General features: G+C 55.0%; 25 protein-coding genes. 15 read left to right on the plus strand and 10 right to left on the minus strand.

Features of this window, described 5'->3' with window-relative positions:
* Nucleotides 1-9: 9 nt before the first annotated feature.
* The 5 genes from accC to ACZ46I_RS09400 are packed head-to-tail and all read right to left on the minus strand — an operon-like array spanning nt 10 to nt 4,149.
* The gene (gene accC, locus ACZ46I_RS09380) at nt 10-1,353 is read right to left on the minus strand and encodes an acetyl-CoA carboxylase biotin carboxylase subunit (protein ID WP_013506193.1); all 1,344 of its coding nucleotides are present in this window, start codon (nt 1,351-1,353) and stop codon (nt 10-12) included.
* A 3-nt stretch (nt 1,354-1,356) separates the two neighbouring features.
* Nucleotides 1,357-1,821, minus strand: a complete 465-nt coding sequence (gene accB, locus ACZ46I_RS09385) for an acetyl-CoA carboxylase biotin carboxyl carrier protein (protein ID WP_013506192.1) — start codon at nt 1,819-1,821, stop codon at nt 1,357-1,359.
* A gap of 3 nt (nt 1,822-1,824) precedes the next feature.
* Nucleotides 1,825-2,385 (minus strand): elongation factor P, encoded by a 561-nt coding sequence (efp, locus tag ACZ46I_RS09390; protein ID WP_013506191.1) that lies wholly within the window; start codon nt 2,383-2,385, stop codon nt 1,825-1,827.
* A 46-nt stretch (nt 2,386-2,431) separates the two neighbouring features.
* On the minus strand, nt 2,432-3,532 hold the full coding sequence (locus ACZ46I_RS09395; protein WP_464280621.1) for a M24 family metallopeptidase: 1,101 nt from the start codon (nt 3,530-3,532) through the stop codon (nt 2,432-2,434).
* Nucleotides 3,529-4,149: a hypothetical protein gene (locus ACZ46I_RS09400; RefSeq protein ID WP_013506189.1), complete on the minus strand. Its 621-nt coding sequence runs from the start codon at nt 4,147-4,149 to the stop codon at nt 3,529-3,531. The genes ACZ46I_RS09395 and ACZ46I_RS09400 overlap by 4 nt, the downstream gene beginning before the upstream one ends.
* 178 nt (nt 4,150-4,327) lie before the next feature.
* Here ACZ46I_RS09400 and ACZ46I_RS09405 point away from each other — a divergent pair, with 178 nt between their 5' ends.
* From ACZ46I_RS09405 to ACZ46I_RS09465, 13 genes are all read left to right on the plus strand, one after another.
* A complete protein-coding gene (locus ACZ46I_RS09405) occupies nt 4,328-4,975 on the plus strand; it encodes a MotA/TolQ/ExbB proton channel family protein (RefSeq protein WP_464280622.1) in 648 nt (215 codons plus the stop codon).
* On the plus strand, nt 4,972-5,370 hold the full coding sequence (locus ACZ46I_RS09410) for an ExbD/TolR family protein (protein ID WP_226507653.1): 399 nt from the start codon (nt 4,972-4,974) through the stop codon (nt 5,368-5,370). The genes ACZ46I_RS09405 and ACZ46I_RS09410 overlap by 4 nt, the downstream gene beginning before the upstream one ends.
* Nucleotides 5,371-5,390: 20 nt before the next feature.
* On the plus strand, nt 5,391-6,206 hold the full coding sequence (locus ACZ46I_RS09415) for a TonB C-terminal domain-containing protein (protein WP_464280623.1): 816 nt from the start codon (nt 5,391-5,393) through the stop codon (nt 6,204-6,206).
* Nucleotides 6,199-7,557: a hypothetical protein gene (locus tag ACZ46I_RS09420; protein WP_464280624.1), complete on the plus strand. Its 1,359-nt coding sequence runs from the start codon at nt 6,199-6,201 to the stop codon at nt 7,555-7,557. Before ACZ46I_RS09415 ends, ACZ46I_RS09420 begins: the two co-directional genes overlap by 8 nt.
* Before the next feature lie 9 nt (nt 7,558-7,566).
* Complete coding sequence (gene pal / locus ACZ46I_RS09425) at nt 7,567-8,127, plus strand: peptidoglycan-associated lipoprotein Pal (protein WP_464280625.1); 561 nt, start codon at nt 7,567-7,569, stop codon at nt 8,125-8,127.
* A gap of 82 nt (nt 8,128-8,209) precedes the next feature.
* Nucleotides 8,210-9,169 carry a tetratricopeptide repeat protein gene (locus ACZ46I_RS09430; protein WP_013506183.1) on the plus strand — a complete coding sequence of 320 codons (960 nt, stop codon included), beginning with the start codon at nt 8,210-8,212 and terminating at the stop codon, nt 9,167-9,169.
* Nucleotides 9,170-9,294: 125 nt separating this feature from the next.
* Complete coding sequence (locus tag ACZ46I_RS09435) at nt 9,295-9,762, plus strand: ribosome maturation factor RimP (protein ID WP_013506182.1); 468 nt, start codon at nt 9,295-9,297, stop codon at nt 9,760-9,762.
* Between the two features lie 6 nt (nt 9,763-9,768).
* Complete coding sequence (nusA, locus tag ACZ46I_RS09440) at nt 9,769-10,917, plus strand: transcription termination factor NusA (RefSeq protein ID WP_464280626.1); 1,149 nt, start codon at nt 9,769-9,771, stop codon at nt 10,915-10,917.
* A 1-nt stretch (nt 10,918) separates the two neighbouring features.
* The gene (locus ACZ46I_RS09445) at nt 10,919-11,506 is read left to right on the plus strand and encodes a DUF448 domain-containing protein (RefSeq protein ID WP_013506180.1); all 588 of its coding nucleotides are present in this window, start codon (nt 10,919-10,921) and stop codon (nt 11,504-11,506) included.
* A complete protein-coding gene (infB, locus tag ACZ46I_RS09450) occupies nt 11,507-14,170 on the plus strand; it encodes a translation initiation factor IF-2 (protein WP_464280627.1) in 2,664 nt (887 codons plus the stop codon).
* A 139-nt stretch (nt 14,171-14,309) separates the two neighbouring features.
* Nucleotides 14,310-15,185, plus strand: a complete 876-nt coding sequence (locus ACZ46I_RS09455; RefSeq protein WP_013506178.1) for a GNAT family N-acetyltransferase — start codon at nt 14,310-14,312, stop codon at nt 15,183-15,185.
* On the plus strand, nt 15,182-15,982 hold the full coding sequence (locus tag ACZ46I_RS09460) for a lysophospholipid acyltransferase family protein (RefSeq protein WP_464280628.1): 801 nt from the start codon (nt 15,182-15,184) through the stop codon (nt 15,980-15,982). The genes ACZ46I_RS09455 and ACZ46I_RS09460 overlap by 4 nt, the downstream gene beginning before the upstream one ends.
* A 3-nt stretch (nt 15,983-15,985) precedes the next feature.
* The gene (locus ACZ46I_RS09465) at nt 15,986-16,630 is read left to right on the plus strand and encodes a DUF502 domain-containing protein (protein ID WP_013506176.1); all 645 of its coding nucleotides are present in this window, start codon (nt 15,986-15,988) and stop codon (nt 16,628-16,630) included.
* Between the two features lie 30 nt (nt 16,631-16,660).
* Here the strand turns inward: ACZ46I_RS09465 and ACZ46I_RS09470 are convergent, their stop codons facing one another.
* Nucleotides 16,661-17,107: a universal stress protein gene (locus ACZ46I_RS09470; protein WP_464280629.1), complete on the minus strand. Its 447-nt coding sequence runs from the start codon at nt 17,105-17,107 to the stop codon at nt 16,661-16,663.
* A gap of 353 nt (nt 17,108-17,460) precedes the next feature.
* Between ACZ46I_RS09470 and ACZ46I_RS09475 the strand changes: the two genes are divergently transcribed.
* Nucleotides 17,461-17,862 (plus strand): VOC family protein, encoded by a 402-nt coding sequence (locus ACZ46I_RS09475; RefSeq protein ID WP_013506174.1) that lies wholly within the window; start codon nt 17,461-17,463, stop codon nt 17,860-17,862.
* A 7-nt stretch (nt 17,863-17,869) separates the two neighbouring features.
* Here the strand turns inward: ACZ46I_RS09475 and ACZ46I_RS09480 are convergent, their stop codons facing one another.
* The 3 genes from ACZ46I_RS09480 to ACZ46I_RS09490 all read right to left on the minus strand — a co-directional run bounded on the left by ACZ46I_RS09480 (nt 17,870) and on the right by ACZ46I_RS09490 (nt 20,153).
* Nucleotides 17,870-18,571 (minus strand): helix-turn-helix domain-containing protein, encoded by a 702-nt coding sequence (locus ACZ46I_RS09480; RefSeq protein WP_464280630.1) that lies wholly within the window; start codon nt 18,569-18,571, stop codon nt 17,870-17,872.
* 61 nt (nt 18,572-18,632) lie between these two features.
* Nucleotides 18,633-19,370 carry a class I SAM-dependent methyltransferase gene (locus ACZ46I_RS09485; RefSeq protein WP_464280631.1) on the minus strand — a complete coding sequence of 246 codons (738 nt, stop codon included), beginning with the start codon at nt 19,368-19,370 and terminating at the stop codon, nt 18,633-18,635.
* Nucleotides 19,371-19,790: 420 nt separating this feature from the next.
* Entirely contained in the window at nt 19,791-20,153 is a 363-nt protein-coding gene (locus ACZ46I_RS09490) for a hypothetical protein (protein WP_464280632.1), read from the minus strand.
* Nucleotides 20,154-20,486: 333 nt separating this feature from the next.
* Here ACZ46I_RS09490 and ACZ46I_RS09495 point away from each other — a divergent pair, with 333 nt between their 5' ends.
* Nucleotides 20,487-20,699, plus strand: a complete 213-nt coding sequence (locus tag ACZ46I_RS09495; protein ID WP_013506171.1) for a hypothetical protein — start codon at nt 20,487-20,489, stop codon at nt 20,697-20,699.
* A 4-nt stretch (nt 20,700-20,703) separates the two neighbouring features.
* Here ACZ46I_RS09495 and ACZ46I_RS09500 read toward each other — a convergent pair whose 3' ends face one another.
* On the minus strand, nt 20,704-22,332 hold the full coding sequence (locus ACZ46I_RS09500; protein WP_226507644.1) for an EAL domain-containing protein: 1,629 nt from the start codon (nt 22,330-22,332) through the stop codon (nt 20,704-20,706).
* Between the last annotated feature and the right edge of the window lie 9 nt (nt 22,333-22,341).

Consider the following 22,341-nt stretch of genomic DNA (forward strand, 5'->3'; position numbering starts at 1 on the left):
TTGTGTTTATTATACCTGCTGTTCCATCAGGTCGATGAAGTTGGTTGAGATGTCGCCTTTGATAAAGCTGTTCTCCCGCAGGACTCGTTTATGGAAGTCAATGGTGGTCTTGATACCGGTGATCTCGAATTCCGAGAGGGCACGACGCATGCGCCAGATGGCCTCTTCACGATCCTTTCCGTGCACGATGAGTTTCCCCACCATGGAATCGTAATAGGGCGGAACGCGGTAACCGGCATAGGCGCCGGAGTCCACGCGCACTCCGAAGCCACCGGGCACGATGTACTGTTCGATCGTCCCCGGACACGGGGTGAACTTCACCGGATCTTCGGCGTTAATGCGGCATTCTATGGCGTGGCCGGTGAAGGTGATATCCTCCTGGGTAAAGGAGAGGGGGTGGCCAGCGGCTACCCGGATCTGTTCCTTGATCAGGTCGATGCCGGTGATCATCTCCGTGACCGGATGCTCCACCTGGATGCGGGTGTTCATCTCGATAAAGAAGAACTCTCCGTGCTTGTCCACCAGGAATTCCACGGTGCCGGCATTCTCATAGCCGATATGCTTCAGGGCCTTCACGGCGGCTTCACCCATGCGCTTGCGCAGGTCGGGGGTCAGAAAGGGGCTGGGGGCTTCCTCCAGGAGCTTCTGGTGGCGGCGCTGGATGGAGCAGTCCCGCTCGCCCAGGTGTACGGCGTTCCCCTGGGAGTCGCCGAACACCTGAAATTCAATGTGCTTGGGCTCTTCGATATACTTTTCGATATAGACGGAAGCGTCGTTGAAGGCGTTGCGGGCTTCGTTCTGTGCCATGTTGAAGCTCGACTGCAGCGAAGCGTCATTGCGGGCAATGCGCATTCCTTTGCCACCACCGCCGGCAGAGGCTTTGATGATGACCGGATAGCCGATTTCCCGCGCGGTTTCCAGGGCGTCGCGTTCGTCGGTGATGGTGCCGTAGCTGCCCTGGATGACGGGAACTCCGGCTTCCATCATGGTCTGGCGTGCCCTGGCCTTGTCACCCATCAGGGTGATGTGATTGGCGGTTGGCCCGATGAACTTGATGGTACAGTCGTTGCAGATGTTGGCAAAGTTGGCGTTTTCGGCCAGAAAGCCATATCCGGGATGGATGGCGTCCACATTGGTCAGTTCCGCTGTGGCAATGATATTCTTGATATTCAGATAGGACTGGGAGCTCGGGTGCGGGCCGATGCATACGGCCTCATCGGCCATGCGCACGTGCATGGAGTCGCGATCGCCTTCTGAGTAGACGGCCACGGTGCTGATGCCCAGCTCACGACAGGCGCGTATGATGCGCACGGCGATTTCGCCGCGGTTGGCAATAAGAACTTTGCGAAACATGGGCTACTCTTCTTCGATCAGGAAGAGGGTCTGGCCGAATTCCACAGGTTTGCCGTTTTCCACCAGCACCTTCACGATGGTGCCGGAAAACTCTGATTCGATTTCATTCATGATTTTCATGGCTTCCACGATGCACAGTACCTGGCCCTTTTTGACTTTTTCACCGGGACGGGCATAGGGAGGGCTGTCGGGGGAGGGTGCCGAATAGAAGGTTCCCACAATGGGGGATTTGAGCTCCGCGTAGTTATGGGAGGGCGCGTCGGCGGCGGATACTGGCGCTGCCGATGCAGGTGCGGGCGCGGGCGCGGCAGCAACGGGAGCGGCCACCTGAACCGGGGCTGCCGCCACGGTGACATTGGGTGCCAGCTTGCGGATCTGGAGTTTAAAGCTATCCTGTTCGATACACAGCTCATTTACACTGGATGAGTCAACTTGTGCCACCAGGGCCTGAATGTCTTTAATGTCCATAGGTTATACCCTTTCCAAATATTCTGCAGTTCGTGTGTCCACTTTGACCACCTCCCCTTCGTTGACGAAGAGGGGTACCTGAATTTTCTTGCCGGTTTCCAGTATTGCCGGTTTCGTGCCGGCGGTAGCGGTATCACCGCGCAGGCCGGGCTCCGCTTTGGCGATAAGCAGTTCCATGAAGGTGGGGGGCTCAACGCTGATGGCCTTGCCGTTGAACATCATGATCTGGTAGTTCTCGTTCTCCTTCATGAAGTCCTTGGCGTTCTCAATCTGGCTGCCGTTCAGGGTTATCTGCTCATAGGTGCCGTTATCCATGAAGTGGTAAGCGTCATCGCCGTCACTGTACAGGTACTGGTACATGCGCTCATCCAGGTCCGGCTTCTTGACCTTTTCGCCACTGCGCCAGGTGATTTCAATAATCTTGTTGCTGAGCAGGTTGCGCACGGTTGCCCTGACAAAGGCTCCACCCTTGCCGGGCTTATAGTGGACAAAGTCGATAATGCTATAGGGTTCGCCTTCATGTTCGATTTTCATTCCTTTGCGAAAATCGCTGGTGGTGATCATGATTCCTCCGCATGACGTTTATTCAAAAGATTTCATCCTGTTTGACTCAACCAAGAAGCGCACTTTCATAGTCTTTCGGCATTGCAGCGGTCAGGATCTCCAGGCGGTCCGCGTGGACGACGATCAGATCTTCAATGCGCACCCCACCTTTGCCGGGCAGGTAGATTCCCGGTTCGATGGTCAAAACCATTCCCGGTTGGGCTGTGACCTCCGCGCTCCGGGGCGAAATGGCCGGGAATTCGTGGATATCGATACCCAGGCTGTGACCGGTTCCATGGCCAAAGAATTCCGCATAACCGGAGGACTTTATCACACTTCTGGCAGCATTATCCACATCCAGAAGTTTAACTCCCGGTTTTAACTGTTCGATGGCGCTCAATTGGGCTTCAAGTACAGTACGATAGATGCGGGACAGCTCCTCGTCCGGCTCTCCCAGGAAAAAGGTGCGCGTCATATCGGAGCAGTAGCGCTTGCGGGCACCCCAGTCCAGAAGCAGGGCATCCCCCTGCTCCACCACAGCACTCCCGGTCTGGTGGTGAGGGACGGCGCTGGACGGCCCTGCCGCGACAATGGTGTCAAAGGACATCTTGCGCGCGCCCAGCCTGCGGCAGCGGTACTCCAGTTCAGCGGCAATCTCTTCTTCGCGCATACCAGGAGCCAGCAGCGGACGGAGCTGCTCAAAGGCATTGATGGAAATGGCGCAGCTCTGGCGGATCTCCTCGAGTTCCAGCTCGTCCTTGATCATGCGCAGCTCTGCCAGTGGCTTCACCAGAGGTCGAATTTCCAGAAAAGAGAGATTTTCCTTCCAGAGCTGCCACTGTTCAAGGGTCAGACTGGGTTCAACGTGAAGCACCCTGATGGGGCGACTCTTCAGAAAGTCCGTCAGGAAGGGATCAAAGGCTCCCTCAAAGCAGACGATTTCATCGTAATAGCACTGCCCGCAGGCAGCGCTGTAATAGCGGGGGTCGGTAAAGAAAATCAGCCGCTGACGCCACAGCAGGCAGGAGCCGCTGGTCCCCTGGAAATCATTGAAATAGGCGAGGTTCGAGCGCTTGGTAATCAGCAGCGCTTCGCTGTCCGGCAAGGGATAGCGCTGACAGAGCTTTTCCTTGCGCGCCTGCAGGCAGGCTTCTGTGGAAAGGGTCACGGCTGGCGCACCTCGAAGGTGATGCGCGAGATCATGATGCCGCGGCGATCGGGCTGATCCATCAGCACGTCGATAAACAGGTCAGTGCGCTCGCCATAAAAGTTTTCAATGAGGTTCTCCACGTAGCGGGCGCGTTTCACCGCCAGGCCCTGTTGCTTCAGATCTGCCAGGGGAGGAGCATAGGCCAGCTCATCGGTGATACCCACGATGAGATAGACGGTCTGCTCCGACGGCATGGCAATTTCATTGAGAATAGCCTGGCGCTCCGCTTCCGGAAGAATCGCCTCACCGACGGGCATGCTGAAGTACTCATAGGACAGCTGCTCAACACGGCGCACCTTGAGGTCGCGGTGCACTTCAAGCCGCCGCTGAATCCACTGTTCCGTGACATCCTGGGTTTCCTGGACAACCGGTGCCTCAGCCAGCTCCAGACGCATGCGATCGTAGTCCTCGCGCAGGCTGTCAATTTCCATCAGCAGCATATTGTTGCGGTCGGCAATCAGACGACTTTCGTCCTTGCTGATGAAGTTCTCAGGCACATACCACTGAAAAAAAAGCCAGAAGAGGGCTGCGGAAAGAGCAATGCTGATCAGACCACCAAAGAGAAAGGATTTCATTCTGTGCCTCCTGCGCGGGCAATGGTCATTTCCAAAAGTCTGCGACTCCCAGTACCCTTTTACTATAGATGGCTTCAAGAATCAAAACCCACATGTTCGCATCACCGAAATCCCTTGGCTTTCCCGCTGCATTGCTTTATTTTACCCCAAAATCATTTTCTGCCTGTGAGGATACAGAATGGAATTCAGCATCGCCAATGTCTTCTCCCACGCCGACTTCTTCGGTAAGTTCATTATGATTTTCCTGCTGGGCATGTCGATTGTGAGCTGGGGAGTCATCATCCAGAAATTCCTGTACCTGCGTAACGTCAGCCAGATGAATGACCGCTTTCTCGATATATTCTGGTCCAACCAGTCCCTTTCCAAGGTCACTTCCTCCGCCGGAAGCATGAGCGCGCCCCTGCTTGATGTCTTCCGGGTCACCCACAAGAACTTCCAGGCACTCCCCCAGGAAACCGCCAGCGATGAAAAAGTGGCCTATGTGGAACGCATCGTGCGCGCGGAATCCATGGCCAAGGTGCGCGACATGGAATCGTCCCTCAGCACCCTGGCCATCATCGCCTCGTCGGCCCCCTATATCGGCCTGCTGGGGACCGTCTGGGGCATCATCCAATCCTTCCACACCATCGGTGCCATGCGCAGCGCGTCGCTGGCGGTTGTGGCGCCAGGGCTCTCCGAAGCGCTGGTGGCTACGGCCCTGGGCCTTTTCGCCGCCATCCCCGCCGTTATGTTCTACAATGTCTTTGCCGCCCGCATCAAACAGCAGGTCAGCATCATGGAGAGCTTCGCCGATGAACTCATGGCTATTCTCATGAGGAAGCAATGAAGATTCAGCGCAATCTTTACCCGGCCATGCCGGACATCAACGTCATTCCGCTGGTGGATGTGGTGCTGGTTCTGCTGATTATCTTCATGATCACCGCGCCCATGCTCCAGCACGGTATGAATGTCGACCTGCCCGAATCCCAGGCTGAGCTCAAGGTTGATGACGCAAAGCAGCAGATCATCATCACCGTTGACGAACAGGGTCAGGTATTCATCAATCAGAATGCCATCACCGTGGCTGATCTCCCGGTTCGTCTCCAGGGCCTCAAACAGCTGGGACAGGAGTACGACGTCATCATCGAGGGTGATCGCAAGGTCAACTATGGTGCCGTCGTGGCGGTTATGGATATTCTTCAGTCTGAAGGTTTTTTTAATATCGGCCTGGTAACTCAATAAAAGACTGGTTGCTGAAACTGATGCTTCAATGGATAACCCCACTGCTCTGCCTGCGTAACTCCACTGCCGCCTCCGTGGCACTGCACGGCGTCTTCATACTCATCTATGCCCTGCTCAGCCTGAGCAGCAGCGTAAGCCCGCCGGTTACGCCGAATATCCGTGTTCACCTCATCCCCGAAGTGGCTGACCGCACCACCACAACCCAGGCGACACCCCAGGAAGCGCCGGTGATCGCCACCTCCAGCAAACAGGCTTCCACCACGCCCCCCACCAGTGTGCAGCCACCGGCTCCAGCCCCTGACGTACGCCAGCAGGCCCAGGCTGCCGTTGATCGTCTGCGCCGGGAACAGGAGGGCCAGCGACTGCAGCAGCAGACCCAGCAGGCCATTGACCGCCTGGCCCGCCAGCAGGCGCAGACCGCACCGACACCGCCAGCACCGCCTGCCACCCGGCAGGAAGTCCCGGTCGCACCTCCCCAGGTAACCATTACCGGAAATTCGGGGGCAGAGACTGAAGCGCAGACTGCCTGGGATATGAGCGGTGATCGCGAAGCCATCAGCTATCTGGAGGCCATCACTGCTATCATCACGGAACATTTCAAAAATCGCATTGACCTCAGTGTGGAAGCCACCCGCGACCCGGTGGTGCGCTTCAGCCTGAGCCGTGATGGCCACATCATCCCCGAATCTGTGAGCATCAGAACCTCCAGCGGTTCCCAGATCATAGACCGTGCGCTCATACTGGCTGTCCAGCGAGGCAACCCCTACATGCCCTTCCCCGCCAGCATCCCGCGCCAGGCCATCACCATCGACGTTCGAGGAAACATTCATGACTGACCCCCGTCCATCTTTCTGCTCCGCCATGGGCCACATCAACCGTATCCTTTGCGCCCTGGCCACCGCACTCATCCTGACTGGTGCCGCCACAGCTGACGTTGCAGAGAGCGAAGCCTTTGCCATTGAAGTACGACCCACCGGCATCACCAGTATCCCCATAGCCATACCCACATTCACCTCGGACACCAGCCTCTCCGCCGAGTTCCGCGAAAACATGCGCGCCCTCATCCTGGAGGATCTCAGCTATGCGGGGATCATCAAAGTGCTGCCCCGTGAAGCGTACCTGGCCGAACCCGGCAGACCCGATGTCAATTATGAAGACTGGCTCTTTATCGGTGCCGAATTCATGGCAAGCGTAAGCCTGTTCTCCACGGGAACCCACCTGCGCGCGGAAGTGGCAGTCTATGACATGGCCATGAAGCGCAAGAAGTCCAAACAGAGCTTTGAGATCGCCTTTGATCGGTATGTCACGCTGGCCCATCGCCTCGCCGATCACATTCTCTACGAAGTCAGCGGCGTCCAAGGCTTCTTTGAAGCGCGCATCGCCTTTGTCTCCGACCGGACCAGCTCGGCAAATGCCGTCAGTAAAAATATCTACGCCATGGATTTTGACGGCAGCAATCTGCAGCCCGTTACCACCAACGACAGCATCAACATCAATCCCTTCTGGCACTCCATGAGCAAGGTGGCATTCACCTCCTACATCCGCCAACGACCCGAAATACTCCTGCGGGATCTGCAGTCGGGACGCACAGCACTGCTGGCCGCTTTCGGCGGCACCAATACCGGCGGCATCCCCAGCCCCGACGGCAAGTACATTGCTGTCACCGCGTCCCATAACGGAATTTCCAACATCTACCTGCTGCACAGCGATGGCCGCATGTATCGCCAGCTGACTCGCCACTGGTCCATTGACGTTTCACCCGCCTGGAGTCCCGACGGCAATTTCATCGCCTTTGTCTCCGACCGACCCGGCTCGCCGCAGGTATACAAGATAAACCTGCGTACCGATGAGATTACACGGGTCACCTATGAAGGACGTTACAATGTCTCGCCAGTCTGGAGTCCCGACGGCAATTACATTGCGTACACCTCGCTGGAAGAGAATAAGTTTAATATTTACATTGTCGAAAAGGACGGCTATAATCCTCAGCGTCTTACGTATAACTCTGGGCATAATGAAACCCCCCGCTGGTCACGGGACGGCAATTATCTCCTGTTCACTTCAAATCGGACCGGAGAATTCAAGCTGTACGTCATGGACCGGACGGGAACCTTTCAGAAACGCCTGAAAGACGGGCCGGGAAACAATAATATGCCCGACTGGGTATTTCCAGAGAAGGAAAAATGAGGAGGAAAAATGGCGAAGTTTAAAGGTCTATTTGCCCTGTTGGCGGGCATGATTTTTCTCGTTGCTGTGGGTTGTGCGCCACAGCAGGTAGTGATTGAAGATGGCGCTGTAAGTGAACCCACGGTCAGTGAAACGACCACGCCGACGGAAACCACAACAGCCCCTGAAATGCAGATCGAAGACCGCGAACAGTATGCCTTCACCAGCCCCGTGCTCGGGAAGATCTACCTCGACGGAACAGAACTCTACACCGTACATTTCGACTTTGATCGCTCCAGCATTCGCCCTGATGCACGCAAAGTGCTGGACAACAATATCGCGTACCTGAAGAAAAACCCCAATGCACGCATCGTCATTGAGGGCCACTGTGATGAGCGCGGCAGCAGCGACTACAACCTTGCCCTCGGCGATCGCCGTGCCCAGTCCGTAAAGGACTACCTGGTGACTGGCGGTATTGACGCCTCCCGTCTGACAACGATCTCCTATGGCAAAGAGCGTCCCGTCGACCCACGCAGCAACGAGTGGGCCTGGCAGAAAAACCGCCGTGGCGAGTTTGTCAACAAACGCTGACCACGTGCCCAGGAAACAGCCCAAAGCAAACTGACAAATTGCCTGCTCACCATGAGCAGGCAATTTGCTATGGATGGATACAATGAAACTGTGGACACATCGCCATACCTGGATCGCGGTCTTTTCGCTCATCCTGCTCACCGGATGCGCCAAGCAGGCTGACCTTGAAGCTCTGCAGGTACAGATTCACTATCTGAACGAAGAGCTGAACCGTGTGGAATCCGGAGTTACCGCAGCCTCGACACGGGTCAGCGAACTGGCCACCGACCAGGAGCGCCTGCGCCCGACCATTCAGCGCTCGCAGATGGATGTCTCCTTTCGCCTCGAGGAAGTGGAGCGGGAGATAGCCACCCTGCGCAACCAGCTGGAAACTTCATCGCGACGACATGACACCGGCCAGCGCTCACTGCAGGAGCAACTCGAAAGCAACCAGCAGCGAACCCAGAGCTCCCTGGAAACCATCAGCGGCACCGTTGCGGCCAACGAAAAGAAAAACCAGGAAGAACTCACCCGCATCCAGCAACAACTGCAGAGTATAGCCCGGGAAATCAGCGCCCTCGAGCGAACCCTCGGCGAAGTCAAGGCTGAAAGCTCAGCCACCGCCGCAACCCTGGCAGAAACCCTCACGGAAAGCAGCAAGCAGCCAGCAACCCGCGCCACCGCGACCCTGGACAAACAGGCTGGCGAAAATAATTACGACTACATCCGCCGGCTCTTCCGCGAAGAAAAGTACACCCAGGTCCGTGACCAGTATCCTCAGATCCTGGCCGGAGCAGAGTCCGACAATGAACGGGCAGGTATTATGTACTGGTACGGTAGTGCGGTGCAGCGCCTTGGTGACGAGCGCAATGCCATACTGATCTTTGAAGAGCAGGCGAAAAAATATCCCCGACACTGGAGTACCGCCTTCGCCATCCTTAAGCAAGGCCACGCCTTTCGCGCTCTCGGCGACACGGGCACGGCAAAACTCTTCTACCAGCGGGTACTGAGTGAATTCCCCGACTCCGACGCCGCCAACTATGCCCGCAGAGCCCTGGAATAATTCCACTTGCGCGCATGCTCCACTCATGGTATAGTACGGGCGTTTTGCGAGAGAAAACAGGATAAACCTTTAACAAGTGGGTTTTTATCGCCCACTTTTTTTATTGTGAAATCTGAGGTGAGAGGATGGATAAAGAGCGCATACTTCGCGGCGTCAGCGAACTCCTGCAACCCATTGTACAGGAACTCGCACTTGAGCTGTTCGATGTGGAGCTCATCAACGCCAGCGGTTGGATCCTGCGGGTCTACCTGGACAAGGAGGGCGGGGTATCTCTGGATGAATGCGAACGGGTCAGCATTGAGCTCGGCACCCTTCTCGATGTGGAGGATATCATCGGCTTCCGCTATACCCTGGAAGTATCAAGCCCTGGCGTAAACCGCAAACTGCGCCACCGTGCAGATTTCGAAAAATACCTGGGTCGTCTGGCACGTATTCGTACCAGCGAAGTCCTCCTGAACACAAAACTGCACATTGGCTATCTTGCTGATATCAGCGATACCGAGCTGACCATACGGGAAAAAGACCGGGGTATTCTCATACCGGTACCCCTTGCCATTATAGAAAAAGCCAATCTGGAATACGAATGGGAGTAACAACCTATGAAAAATGAATTCATCAGCTCCATCGAGCAATTGTGCCGCGAAAAGAACCTCGATAAAACTACCCTGCTTGAAGCCATTGAAACTGCTGTGGTTGCCGCACTCAAGCGCAAATACAGCCAGGAATGCGAAATATTCTTCCGCATAGACGACGAGACGGGAGTCTTTGACGTCTCCTTTGAAAAGGAAGTTGTGGAAAAGGTTCGCGATAAAAGCCTGGAAATTTCCCTGACCGACGCAATCAAAATTCAGGAAGACGCCAAGGTGGGACAGCGAATCCACGTCCCCATTGACATCCAGACCATCGCGCGAATTACCGCCCAGACTGCCAAACAGATTATCATGCAGCGGGTACGCGATGTTGAAAAAGCGTCCCTGATGGACGAATACCGCGAGCGCATTGGCGAACTCATCCTGGCGCCTGTTGAACGCGTGGAAGCAAGGCGCGTCGTCCTGAGCATGGGCGAGTGCGATGGTGTTCTGCTGCAGTCAGACATCCTCCCCACCGATACCTACAAACAGGGAGACGTCGTCAAGGCTGTAATCCGCGACGTACAGTTGAGCCGTCGCGGCGACGTGCAGATTCTCCTGAGCCGCACCAGCGAACAGTTCCTGCTCCAGCTTTTCCGCGAGGAAGTGCCCGAAATCTCCTCCAGTAACGTCGTCATCAAAGCCGTTGCCAGGGAGGGAGGCTCCCGCAGCAAGATTGCCGTCAAAGCCCTGAAGTCGGGCATGGACCCTGTCGGCGCCTGTGTTGGCGTCAAAGGCAGTCGTGTCAGCGCGGTGGTGGAAGAGATCGGTGGCGAAAAGATCGACATCATCGAGTGGAGCGACGAGCCCGCCCTGTTTATCTGCAATGCCCTGAATCCGGCTGAAGTCGTCAAAATGGATATTTATGATGAAGAAGGTGTGGCTGTGGTCGTTGTCCCGGAGCGTCAGCTCTCCCTGGCCATAGGTCGCAAGGGTCAGAACGCCCGCCTGGCTGCCAAACTCACCAACTGGAAGATAGACATTTACTCCGAAGAGGAGTACGAAGCATATCTGCGCGGTGAGACACCACAGGCACGCCGATCTTCCGACCCCACACAGTCGGTTCAGATTCAACCTGTTGCAAAGAGCAGCCTGGCTGAAGAGCAGGAGGAGAGCTGAGTTGCCGCAACCCGAACGCATGTGCATAGCCTGCCGCGCCAAAGGGAGCCCCAGGGAGTTCCTGCGGATTGTGGCAACCCCTGACAACACCATCATCTGGGATCTGAAACAAAAGCTTCCCGGACGGGGAGCCCATGTGTGTCCACAGACCAGGTGCGTCAGCAAAGGTCTGGAAAAGAAGAAGCTTATGCATGCCCTGCGGGTTGAAGAGCTGAGCCCTTTCAGTGTACAAGAGAAGTTGACCGAACTGCAGATACTTCTGCGCAACCAGGCACTGAACAGCCTGAAGATCGGAGTAAAAGCCCGCAAGGTTCTTTCCGGCTACACCCAGGTGCAGCAGGGAATGAAAAAAGGACTTGCCAAGGTACTCGTCCTCGCAGATGATATAAGTTTGGATCGCCGCAACGAACTGAGCGCAGATGCTGCACGACTGCAGATCCCCTGTGTCTTCCTGCTCAGCCAGGAGGAGATGGGCTCCCTGTTCGCAACGGCACAGCGCAGTTGCCTGGTCATTACTGATACCGGGCTGGCGTCAACGTTTATTCACAATTTTGAAAGATATAGAACCATGAAGAAGGAAGGGATGTAGATGGCAAAACTGAGAGTTCACGAACTGGCAAAAGAACTGGGTATGAACACCAAAGAAACCATGTCGGAACTGGAGAACATGGGATACCGGGTTACAAGCCCCTTGCAGAGCGTTGAACCGGAAATGGTTTCAAAGATGCGTCAGCACCAGCAAGACAGTGAAGCGCCGACGCCACAGCCCAAAGCATCTGCAGCTGACACTTCACCAGCAGATTCCCAAAAACCTTCCGAAGCAAAGAGCAGCTCACCAAAAGGCAGTGGAGCTTCGACTCCTGCCGAACCGCTGTACAATAAAGAAAGCGCGGCGAAACCTCGCCAGTTCAGTTTCTCCCGCGACAATAAAAAGGGCGCGATCCGCTTCCAGGAGCAGCGCTCAAGTACACCTTCAACAGAACGTCAGGCCGAGCGCCCCTCCCGTCCGGAATCTCCATCACGGGCTGAGCGCTCGCCAATGTATTCCAAGGCCAATGCCACGCCACCAGCTGCGGCGCCTGCCAAGCCGGCTGGACCTCCCCGCAAGGCCCCCGATCGTTCCTTCACGGGCGGCAAGGACGCCTTCGACAAGGACAGCAAGCCCGCATTCGGCCCACGTCCTGTCCGCAAACCGGCACCCGCCGATGGACGCACGGTCCTTGAGGAACTCGACCCCAAGGAAACCCGCAAAAAGGACAAGGTGAAGGAAAAAGAGCGCGACAAAGCCAAAGAGCGCGTCAAGGCAGACGATGTACCGGTAAAAAAACCCATAAAGAAAGCCGAGACCGTCGAAATCGACCCCAATAAAATCCGCAAAATGGACAGCTGGGATGCCGATGAAATCGCCCTGGGACGCAAGCGTGGCGGCAAAAAGAAAAAGCGCAAGGACAAAGGCTCGCAACAGCAGGTATCAACTGTCGAGTCGAAAAAGCAGTTGAAAATTATCGTTCACGAAGCCATCAGCGTTGCTGACTTCGCCAAAGCCGTATCAAAAAAAGCCACAGAAATTGTCGCCAAACTCATAAAACTTGGCGTCATGGCGAACATAAATCAGGTCATCGATGCCGAAACCGCCGAGTTACTGGCCGATGAATACGGCGCCATGGTTGAAATTCGCAAGCTCGACCACGAGCACCTGCTGAGCACCGAGGACGACATCCAGGAAAACCTGCAGTCACGCTCCCCCATTGTGACCATCATGGGTCACGTTGACCACGGGAAAACAAGTCTGCTGGACAGCATCCGTTCCAGTGCCGTAGTAACCGGCGAAGCAGGCGGCATCACCCAGCATATCGGTGCTTATAACGTGGACCTTGGCAGCGGTAAAAAAATCGCCTTCCTGGATACCCCAGGACACGAAGCCTTTACCCAGATGCGTGCCCGTGGAGCCAAGGTAACGGATATCGTTATCCTCGTCGTTGCCGCTGATGACGGCGTCATGCCCCAGACCATCGAAGCCATCAACCACGCCAAGGCCGCCGGCGTACCGATCATCGTTGCGGTCAACAAGATAGACAAGCCCGACGCCAACCCCCAGCGCGTCATGCAGGAGCTGGCTGAGCGCGACCTGCTCCCCGAAGAGTGGGGCGGCACGACCATCTACTGTAACATCTCCGCAAAAGAGCGCATCGGCATTGATAACCTGATGGAAATGATCATGCTGCAGGCGGAGATCCTCGATCTGAAAGCCAACCCCGAACGGGAAGCGCGTGGAACCGTGGTGGAGTCCAAGCTGGACAAACAGCGCGGCGCCGTTTCCACTATACTCGTCCAGAACGGTACCCTGCGCAAAGGGGATATTGTCATCGCCGGCACCTGCTATGGCCGTGTGCGCGCCATGTTCGATGACCGCGGCAAACCTATCAACGAAGCGGGCCCCTCTACTCCTGTCGAGGTGCTTGGCATCAACGGCGTCCCCGAAGCCGGCGATCTGGCTGCCGTTGTGGCGGATGAAAAAACCGCCCGCCAGATATGCACCAGCCGCGAAGAAAAAGTAAAAAACACCGAGCAGACCAGCAAGGGGAAAATGACCCTGGACGACCTGTTCAGCCATATGCAGAGTGGCACCATCAAGGAACTGGGTATCATCATCAAGGCCGACGTGCATGGCTCCGCCGAGGCAATCGCCACGTCCCTGGAGAAATTCCCCAGCGATCAGGTCAAGCTGCGCATTATCCACAAGGGTGCCGGTGGCATCACCGAGACCGACGTGAACCTGGCCAGCGCCTCCAACGCCATCATTATTGGCTTCAGTGTCCGCGCCGAGCCGAAGGCTGCCGAACTGGCTCAGCGTGAAGGCGTTGACGTCCGCCTCTACAACATCATCTATGAGGTGGTGGAAGACATCAAAAAAGCCATGGAAGGCCTGCTCGATAAGCAGGTTGAGGAACTGGTCATCGGTCAGGCCAACGTTCGTCAGGTCTTCCGCGTTCCCAAACAGGGCGAAATCGCCGGCTGCATGATGACTGAAGGCAAAGCCACGCGCAACAGCTTTGCCCGCCTGATCCGCAACGGCAACGTGCTCTTCAAGGGCAAACTGGCCTCCCTCAAACGCTTCAAGGACGATGTCAAGGAAGTGGTCAAGGGTTACGAGTGCGGCATAGGCCTCGACGGCTACAACGATCCCATCGAGGAAGGCGATACCCTGGAGTTTTACATCCTGGAGGAAAAGACCCAGACCCTGGACATCTGATCCAATCAGGACACCATTCCCACCGCAGCCCCCATCGGCTGCGGTTTTTTTATTCATTTACTGCTATTTTACAATGACTTCACACACTTCACGCCTCACTCCCCCATACTCCTGGCATACGCTTCCCAAGGAGTACGATATGATCATCGAAAGCATTCTTGAAGCTCCTGGCCTTACCTCACTGCACAAGACCATCAAAACCGAAAAACTGGTGAACTATCTGGTTCACACAAAAATGCGCAAGTTCACACCCAAATATCCCTTCGTCATTGAAAACAGCAAGTACCTGGTACGAACTGCCCTTGACGGCGAAGACCTGGAAAAGGTACTGACCCTCAGACACGACGTCTTCTACAGCGAGATGCTCAAGAAAAACAGGCCCCTGCAGATCGATATCGACAACTTCGACTTCATCTGCGACCACCTGATGATCATCGATAAGGCGACCGGGAGCTGTATCGGCACCTATCGGGTCAACTCATCTCGCTTCAGCAGCTCCTTCTACTCTGCCACAGAATTCTCCATCGGCAACATCCTGGCCCTGCCCGGCCACAAGCTTGAACTGGGTCGTGCCTGCATCCACCGCGACTACCGCAACAGCTACATGATCGCCCTGCTCTGGAAAGCCGTCGGGCACTATATCCAGCTCACCAAAAGCACTTATATCTTCGGCTGCTCAAGCATTCAGACCACTGCCCTGGATGAAATCGCCTCATTGCACCTCTACCTGAAGTGGAAGCATCGCTGCAGCGCCAACGAAAAAGTTCTCCCCCGCCGAAAATTCCGCATCAGCGGATTGGACGCCTACGCTGAATTTGTCGGGGCCATCCAGGACAGCTTTGCCGAAGATGCCAGAAAGCAGATTCCGACCCTGTTGAAATTCTATCTGAAATCGGGCGCGGTCATCTGCGGCGAGCCTGCACTGGATCGCAAATTCGCCTGTGTGGACTTCTTCACCCTGCTGGACACCACAAAACTCAATAACCGCATTGAGGAGAAATTCTCCGGAGTATGAACCCCCTGCTGAAATACCCCCTGGTAGTGCTCTCTCTGGTCGCCTATGCCCTGACGGGGTGGATAGTGCAGAATCTCCCCCTTCAGGCGCACAGGCGCAAGCGACTGTGCGCTGAAACCACCACCAGATACTGCCGGTGGGGGCTGCGCCTGCTGGGCATCCACGTCAGCCACCATGGCGCCCCCCAGCCAGGCACAGCCGCGTCTGCCTGTATCGTTGTCAGTAACCATCTCTCTTATGTTGACATCCTCGTTATCGCGGCTCAACACCCCACACTCTTCGTATCATCAACGGAAGTGGAACGCTCACCCCTGCTGGGTTTTCTGGCTCGCTGCGGTGGCACCATCTTTGTGGATCGGCGCAATCCCCGCAATATCCACCAGGAGCAGCAGATTATTGCGTCATGGGTAGAGCAGGGCCTGCGCGTCTGTATTTTTCCGGAAGCCACAACCTCCGATGGCAGCAATGTTCTCCCCTTTCGCAGTGGACTGCTGGAGATCGCCTGTCAGCGACATTTCACCATCCAGCCTCTTTGCCTCTGTTATCACACCATCAACTCCAGGCAGGCCAACCAGGCTGAACTTGATGTCATCTGCTATTATGGGGATATGGAATTCCTGGCCCATGTCAGGCGACTGCTCCAGACCCGATCCGTACATGCCTCCATGATTTTCATGGAGCCCGTATACAGTGCTTCGGGCACCAGACGCAAGGAGTTGTCAGACAACCTGCACAAACGCATCAGCAGTACGTACATCAGTGCGCGCACCGAACACGCCAGCACGCTGCTGCCCTGACCCATGAAAATCTATCGCTACTGCCGCCAGACTATGGTGACGGGCCTGATCGTCATCCTGCCCGCCACCGTCACCATTCTCGTCGCGCACTTTCTGTTCCAGAAAATCGACAGTTCCTTTTCCCCACTGGTCACCCATGCCCTCATATCACTGGGCATCAAACTTCCTCACAGTTACCGCATCCCGGGCATCGGAATGGTCGGTCTGCTGCTGCTGCTCTTTGTTACCGGCATGCTTACGAAACACTATGTGGGACGCAGCCTGTTCCACTACACCGAAGACCTTATGGGCCGCCTTCCCTTTGCCGGCTCCATTCACAGCGCCATGCGACAGCTGTTGAACGCCTTTGGCACCGCCAACGGACGCGCCTTCAAGCAGGTCGTCTGCGTGGAGTACCCCAAAGAGGGCATCTATTCCATCGGATTCCTGAGCACCAATGTGGAAAATCAACTGGCAGAGAAAATTGCCGGAACAGAGATGGTCTACGTCTTCATTCCCACCACCCCCAACCCCACCAGCGGACTGCTCATCGCCGTTCCCCGGCAGAACGTCATGCACCTGGACATGAGTGTGGAAGAGGGAATAAAACTGGTGGTCAGCGCGGGCATTGTCACTCCCGGCAATACAGACAAAAAAAAGCCCGCCTGAAGGATTCAGGCGGGACGCGACTGTGTGTTATCAGCTGTTCTCTATGCGCAGGGTCAGCACCGGACAGGTGGCCATGCGAACCACTTTTTCCGTCACACTGCCAATCAGAATGCTGTTCAAGCCAGAGTAACCGTGAGTGGCAATCACAATCAGATCGTAATTTCCATCCCTGGCAAAATCACAGATAACCTGGGAAGCATTGCCCTGCTTGAGCACCGCGTCAATGGCGACACCAGAAGAAGCGTACTTCTGAGCCAGCTGCTGCAGCTGCTCATCCATCTGGCGAGTCACCGAAGCCGTAATATCCTCCAGCTCAAGAATGCGGATGTAATTGCTGGTGTAGAATGAATCCCCCAGCACATTCAGGATGGTAATACTGGCATCACATTTCTTGGCCAGGGAAATCGCCTCCTCCAAAGCTTTCAGGGAAAAATCGCTCATGTCCACCGGAACAAGGATTTTTTTGAACTCTAACATGGTGTACTCCTTTGGCAAATAATGTCGTATGGGGTTGCATTCTGGAAACTTTATCATGCTAAACCACACACCACCATTTGCGGGTAAAAAAAAACCAAAGTGTTCAACAACAGGGGTGACAATCGCCATACGTCCCCCAGCTTACGGAAAGGCTGACCAGAGGCAAAGTCCCCCGCAAATCCCGCAAGAGCTGTGGATTTCACTGGTCATATCGAAACTGCAACTGGGACTTTCAGGAACTCTGCAATAGGTTGAATATATTTCCCGTGACCGAATTCTTCAAGACATGTGCCCCCACGACTACTACATTGGCGCATAATCCTTGAATAGCAAGCCAATCCATGGAGGACACAATGAGCATTGAGTCTGCGAGTCTGACCGTAGTCACGAACCATCTTCCACAAACCCGCCTTTTCTATGAAGCCCACTTTGGGGCATACTCGGTTTTTGATTGCGCCTGGTATGTTGTGCTCCGCTTCAAATCCTCTTCTGGACAGGAAATTTGTCTGATAGAGCCACAATCAGGCATGAATGTATTCGCCGGGGGAGCTTTTTTGAATCTTCAGGTAAAGGATGTTGACCAATTACACGCCAGGTTGAGTGCCGCAGGACTGTCGCCCGTTGTCCCCTTAGAGGACCATCCGTGGGGAGACCGCGGTTTTGGCGTCCTTGACCCAGCTGGTCTCATCGTCTACTGCTACCAGTCGATTGCTCCAGCCGCAGAGTTTCAGAAATACTTCATAATCAACCCCTGAACACCTTTCAGCCCCTCTGCAGTACATCGGGAGCAGCCAGCTGCCTCAGAGCCTGCTCTCGATGCACGCGGAGACTCATGGGCGTGCAGCCAAACCAGCGCTGAATCTCGCGACTCATATGCGCCTGATCGGAAAAACCGTGATCAGCGGCAAGTGACGCCAGTGGAATATCTGATTCGCAAATTTCTAGACCAGCCTTCCGCGCGCGAACCAGACCTTGCCAGTAGCGCGGCGCAGCTCCGGTCATCTGGACCATCTTCCTCCTGACACTGCGCTCACTCAACGAAGAACAGCGCTCAGGCATACCGGCCCGCAAGGCTTCAAAGTATTCCATGAGCCACTGCGGGGCTGGAAAACTCCATAAATCCTCATAGCAGAAGAGCTCAGCGAAAACACTTTCACCTTCAGCGAAAAAATCCAGAGACTGCCCCACTGTAGGAAAATATTGCGACACGTCCACATCAATACACTTTGAACCAACCTCAGCCTTGTCCCAGGGAAAGGCAACCCAAGGAGCAAAGCGGATACCGAAATACTGCGTATCGCCATCACAGACGACCAATCGTGGCGCAGCATCAAGCCCGCTGCAAATCACTTTTGGCGTTTCACCTTTCGGGAAAATCGCGATCACATCCCGGCAGCCATCAGGCCAGACTCCCAGATGCCCCTTCGCCAGATTTATATTCCACGTGCAAATTACCGGATTCATAATGTATCCACGATTATTATGAAGTATCCATGGACAGAACCGGGCACCGTTTTTGCCCCAATCATAATCCTTGCTTCACCCCGGCAAACACCCAGTATTCATCACCATCCAGCACATATCGCACCTCATGCACCTCAAAACCCGATGCGCCCAGAACCTCCCGCCACGTATCCAGTGGAAATATCCCCATGGTCCAGTGGTCTGATTCCACGCGCAGCTTCCCCTGCTCACGAATCAGGTACAGAATGGTGGTTTCATACTGCTCATCGCTGGGGTCGGGGTCGTAGACATTTTCGACAAAAACCACATCCAGACCGTCACGGGAGCCCGTCGTAGTTGTGGTGCGGTTCTGGCAGAAATTTTCCGTCGCCACATCGGGCGTGGCGATCAGTACACCGCCAGGGTGCAGGTGGGCAGAGGCCGTGCGAAAAGCCGCCTCAAAATCCTGCCGACAGGTCATGTGGGAAATGGCGTCGTCCATCAGCACCGCGTCAAACGTCCGCCCCAAGCGGCTTGTACGCATATCACCCTGCACAAAGGTGCATTCCGGGTTCAGCTCCCGCGCCTGGGCCAGCATTGCCGGACTCAGATCCAGTCCCGTGACATCAAACTCCTGCTTCAGATTCAGAACATTCTTCCCACCCCCGCATCCCAAATCCAGCAGTGACACCACCGGACGCCGGGCGTACTGGCGGATCAATCCCGCCACATGCTGACAGTAATCGGCATACTCCACCGTGGCATCGCCCCATAAGGGCCACAGCCAGGCAAGATCAGAGTAGAGGCGACTGGTGCTCATGGCTCCTCCTTGCTTGGCTATATTCATCAATGCATAAGCAACAATTTACTCTATAGGGGTATCACTAGGAGATGAGCGAGTGACGACAACTTTTAGCGACTCCACACTCAGCAGTATTTTTGTTTCCGCCATGGTCAGCACATTGCCATCACAGATATCTAATATTCCACGAGCGATACTTTTCATAAATCGCAGTTCTTCTGTGACTTTCTCGTGACTGCGAGAACCTTGCACAAGCGCTACCCTCATGCCCGGCTGGTCACTAAAGCTTCTTGGTGTATCCCAATTGCCTGGCAGACGATCGTGTCCAGGTCTATTTTTAAGGGCGAGATAGAAGTTATATCTTCAGAGGGTATATTTTGCATGGTTTTGCTCCGAGCGGACGGATTTTGAAATCTGCACTCTTCTTCGCCGTCCATCTCAACAAGGCGTGGGACTTTGGGACTCCCGCCATGACAAAATCTGCTGTCTCATGTCCTCATCAGAAATAACACGTCCACTGCGAGAGTCCTGCAAACCGCGCTCAATCATAAGATCAAAGGCAAGCTTGCGAATGATTTCCTCATAACTTGCATCATTTGAATGGGATTGAATCACTTCTGTCATTTTCTCTTTTACATTTGGCATGCCTAGGATCTCCAATGTTGGGTGCAAATCCAATTTGCTGACCGGACAGGAAACCTGCATTATGTTTAATGGGTTCAGTTTAGCAAAGTTTCTCTGGCAAACCAAAATGATTACTCCACCTGCTGCGTATAAATCTTTTCCTGATGAGCATACCAAGATTTTTTCCTTTCCTTGGCGGGCCAGCGCCTCAAGTGAGCGTATTGCCTTCCTGCTCCCTGCCTTTATCTGCGGAAATCTGCGTAATCTGCGGATAATTCACTAAGGTTCCATTCCCTATTCGCGTCAATTTGTGTTCATTTGCGGTAAAATCTCCCCGCCTTTCAGCACTGGAAATGCCCTCACCTTTCAGCTACCATAGCCTGGCTGCTGAAAACCGTTCTCTCGCGTTCGCTCCTTCTCTCACAGCGGGGCGCTCTGCACCATGAGTTTTTTCTCTTGTCTGATTTGCGGTGTTTCAGCAAGCGGGTATTCAACACAGGACGGAGTTGTATGAAAGCTGAACCGGATTTCTGCCCTTTCTGCGGAACCCAGGGCGAACTGAACGAGATTGAAAGCTCTATGCTTGAGGTCGATAGCGATTACTGGCTGATTTACCACTGGGTGTGCAATTTCTGCGGCGAGCAGTTTGACAAGGTGGAGCTCAGTGACTACCAGGAGATTGAGGAGGTCAGCGCCCTGGAGGATTTCCAGGATATTCCCTGAGGTCTCACTTGATGCGTGGCTGGGGGGGAGAGACGTAGTAGCCCTGGGAATAGTCGATGCCGATTTCCCGGACGATGCGGAAGATCTCCTCGCTTGAGACAAACTCGGCGACGGTCTGCATGTTTGTCTTGTCAGCGAAGGTCTTGATGGTTTCGACGATATGTCGCTTGACGGGGTTGTGGTCGATGTCCTTGACCAGGCTGCCGTCGATTTTCAGTACGTCGGCCTGCAGCTCCAGCAGGCGTTCAAAGTTTGAGTAGCCGCTGCCGAAGTCGTCTATGGCGATTTTCACGCCGTACTGTTTAATCTGATCGATAAACTTCTTCACCTGTCCGAAATTCTGCAGGGACTCATCTTCGACGAATTCGAAGGTCAGTCTCTTTGCGGTTTCGGGGTTTTCCATGATTTTTTTGAGCAGGAAGCCGCGGATAAAATCCTGTTCGATGTCATCTTTGGTGAGGTTGATGGAAAAGCCGGCCTCGCTGTCTGCAAAGATATCAAATGACTGTTCCACGACACTCTGGGTGAGGAAAAAGTAGTAGCGCGACGATTTGGCCACGGGCAGGAAGTGGAAGGGTGAGTGCACGGTGCCATCTTCGTCGATCAGGCGCACCAGCGACTCATAGCGCTCAATGGTATTGGTGGCGTTATTGAGCAGGGGCTGGTAGTAGGCGACAATGTTGTCGTCCTGGATGGCTTCCTTGAGTTTACGCAGCCAGTTGAAGTTGTGCTGCACGCTCTGGTGCACCTGCTCCTGTATTTCTTCGGCCAGGACATGGGGTCTCCGTGTTTTCTGGGCGTAGCGCAGTGCCATACGGGCATTTTCATAGGTGTTGCGCGAGCTGATGGAGTAACCGATGGTGACGCTGATTTCAAAGTCATTCTGATTGATGGTGATGGAGCCGCGCTGCACCAGGTCGTGCAGCTGCTGACAGATGTCCGAAGCCCTTTCAGGCCCCACTTCGCTGGTACCATTTTTCAGCAGCAGGGCAAACTCTCCGTCGCCAAAATGGTAGAGGCTCAGGGGCATGTCAAAGGAGTGCGGTACCGCACTGTAAAGCCGCTGGGCGAACTCCAGTTCAATGGAGTCCACCATTTCCCTGGCGTGTATTTCATGGAACTCTTCGTAACTGTCTATGGCCAGGATAAAAAGGGCGGTGTGCCGCTGACTGCGCAGGTCTTCCAGCAAGGCGGTGCGGTTGGCAAATCCTGAGAGGGGATTCTTGGTTGCCAGGACGTACTGGCGATTCAGCAGGGAGCTCTTGATAAAGGCCCGGCAGCGTACGCGCAGCTCCGTTTTATCAAAGGGCTTGGAGATGAAATCGTCCACGCCGGTTTCCAGCGCCCGCAGCTTGTCCCGTTTTTCGTCCAGGGCCGAGATCATGAGGACGGGAATGCGGCGGGTCTTTTCCTGTTCGCGCAGCTGGCGGGTCATCTCGAAGCCGTCCACCTGGGGCATCATGGCGTCGGTGATGATGAGATCGGGCATATGCGCAACTGCCTGGTCAAAGCCCTCCTGGCCGTTGTGGGCATCCAGAAAGGTGTACTCCTGCTTGCGCAGAGCGGCTTTGATGGCAAGCCGGTTATCTTCTATATCATCGACGATCAATATGCGATACGACTCCTGCCCCATGGTTCCCAT

The sequence above is a fragment of the Desulfurispirillum alkaliphilum genome, from assembly GCF_055378285.1.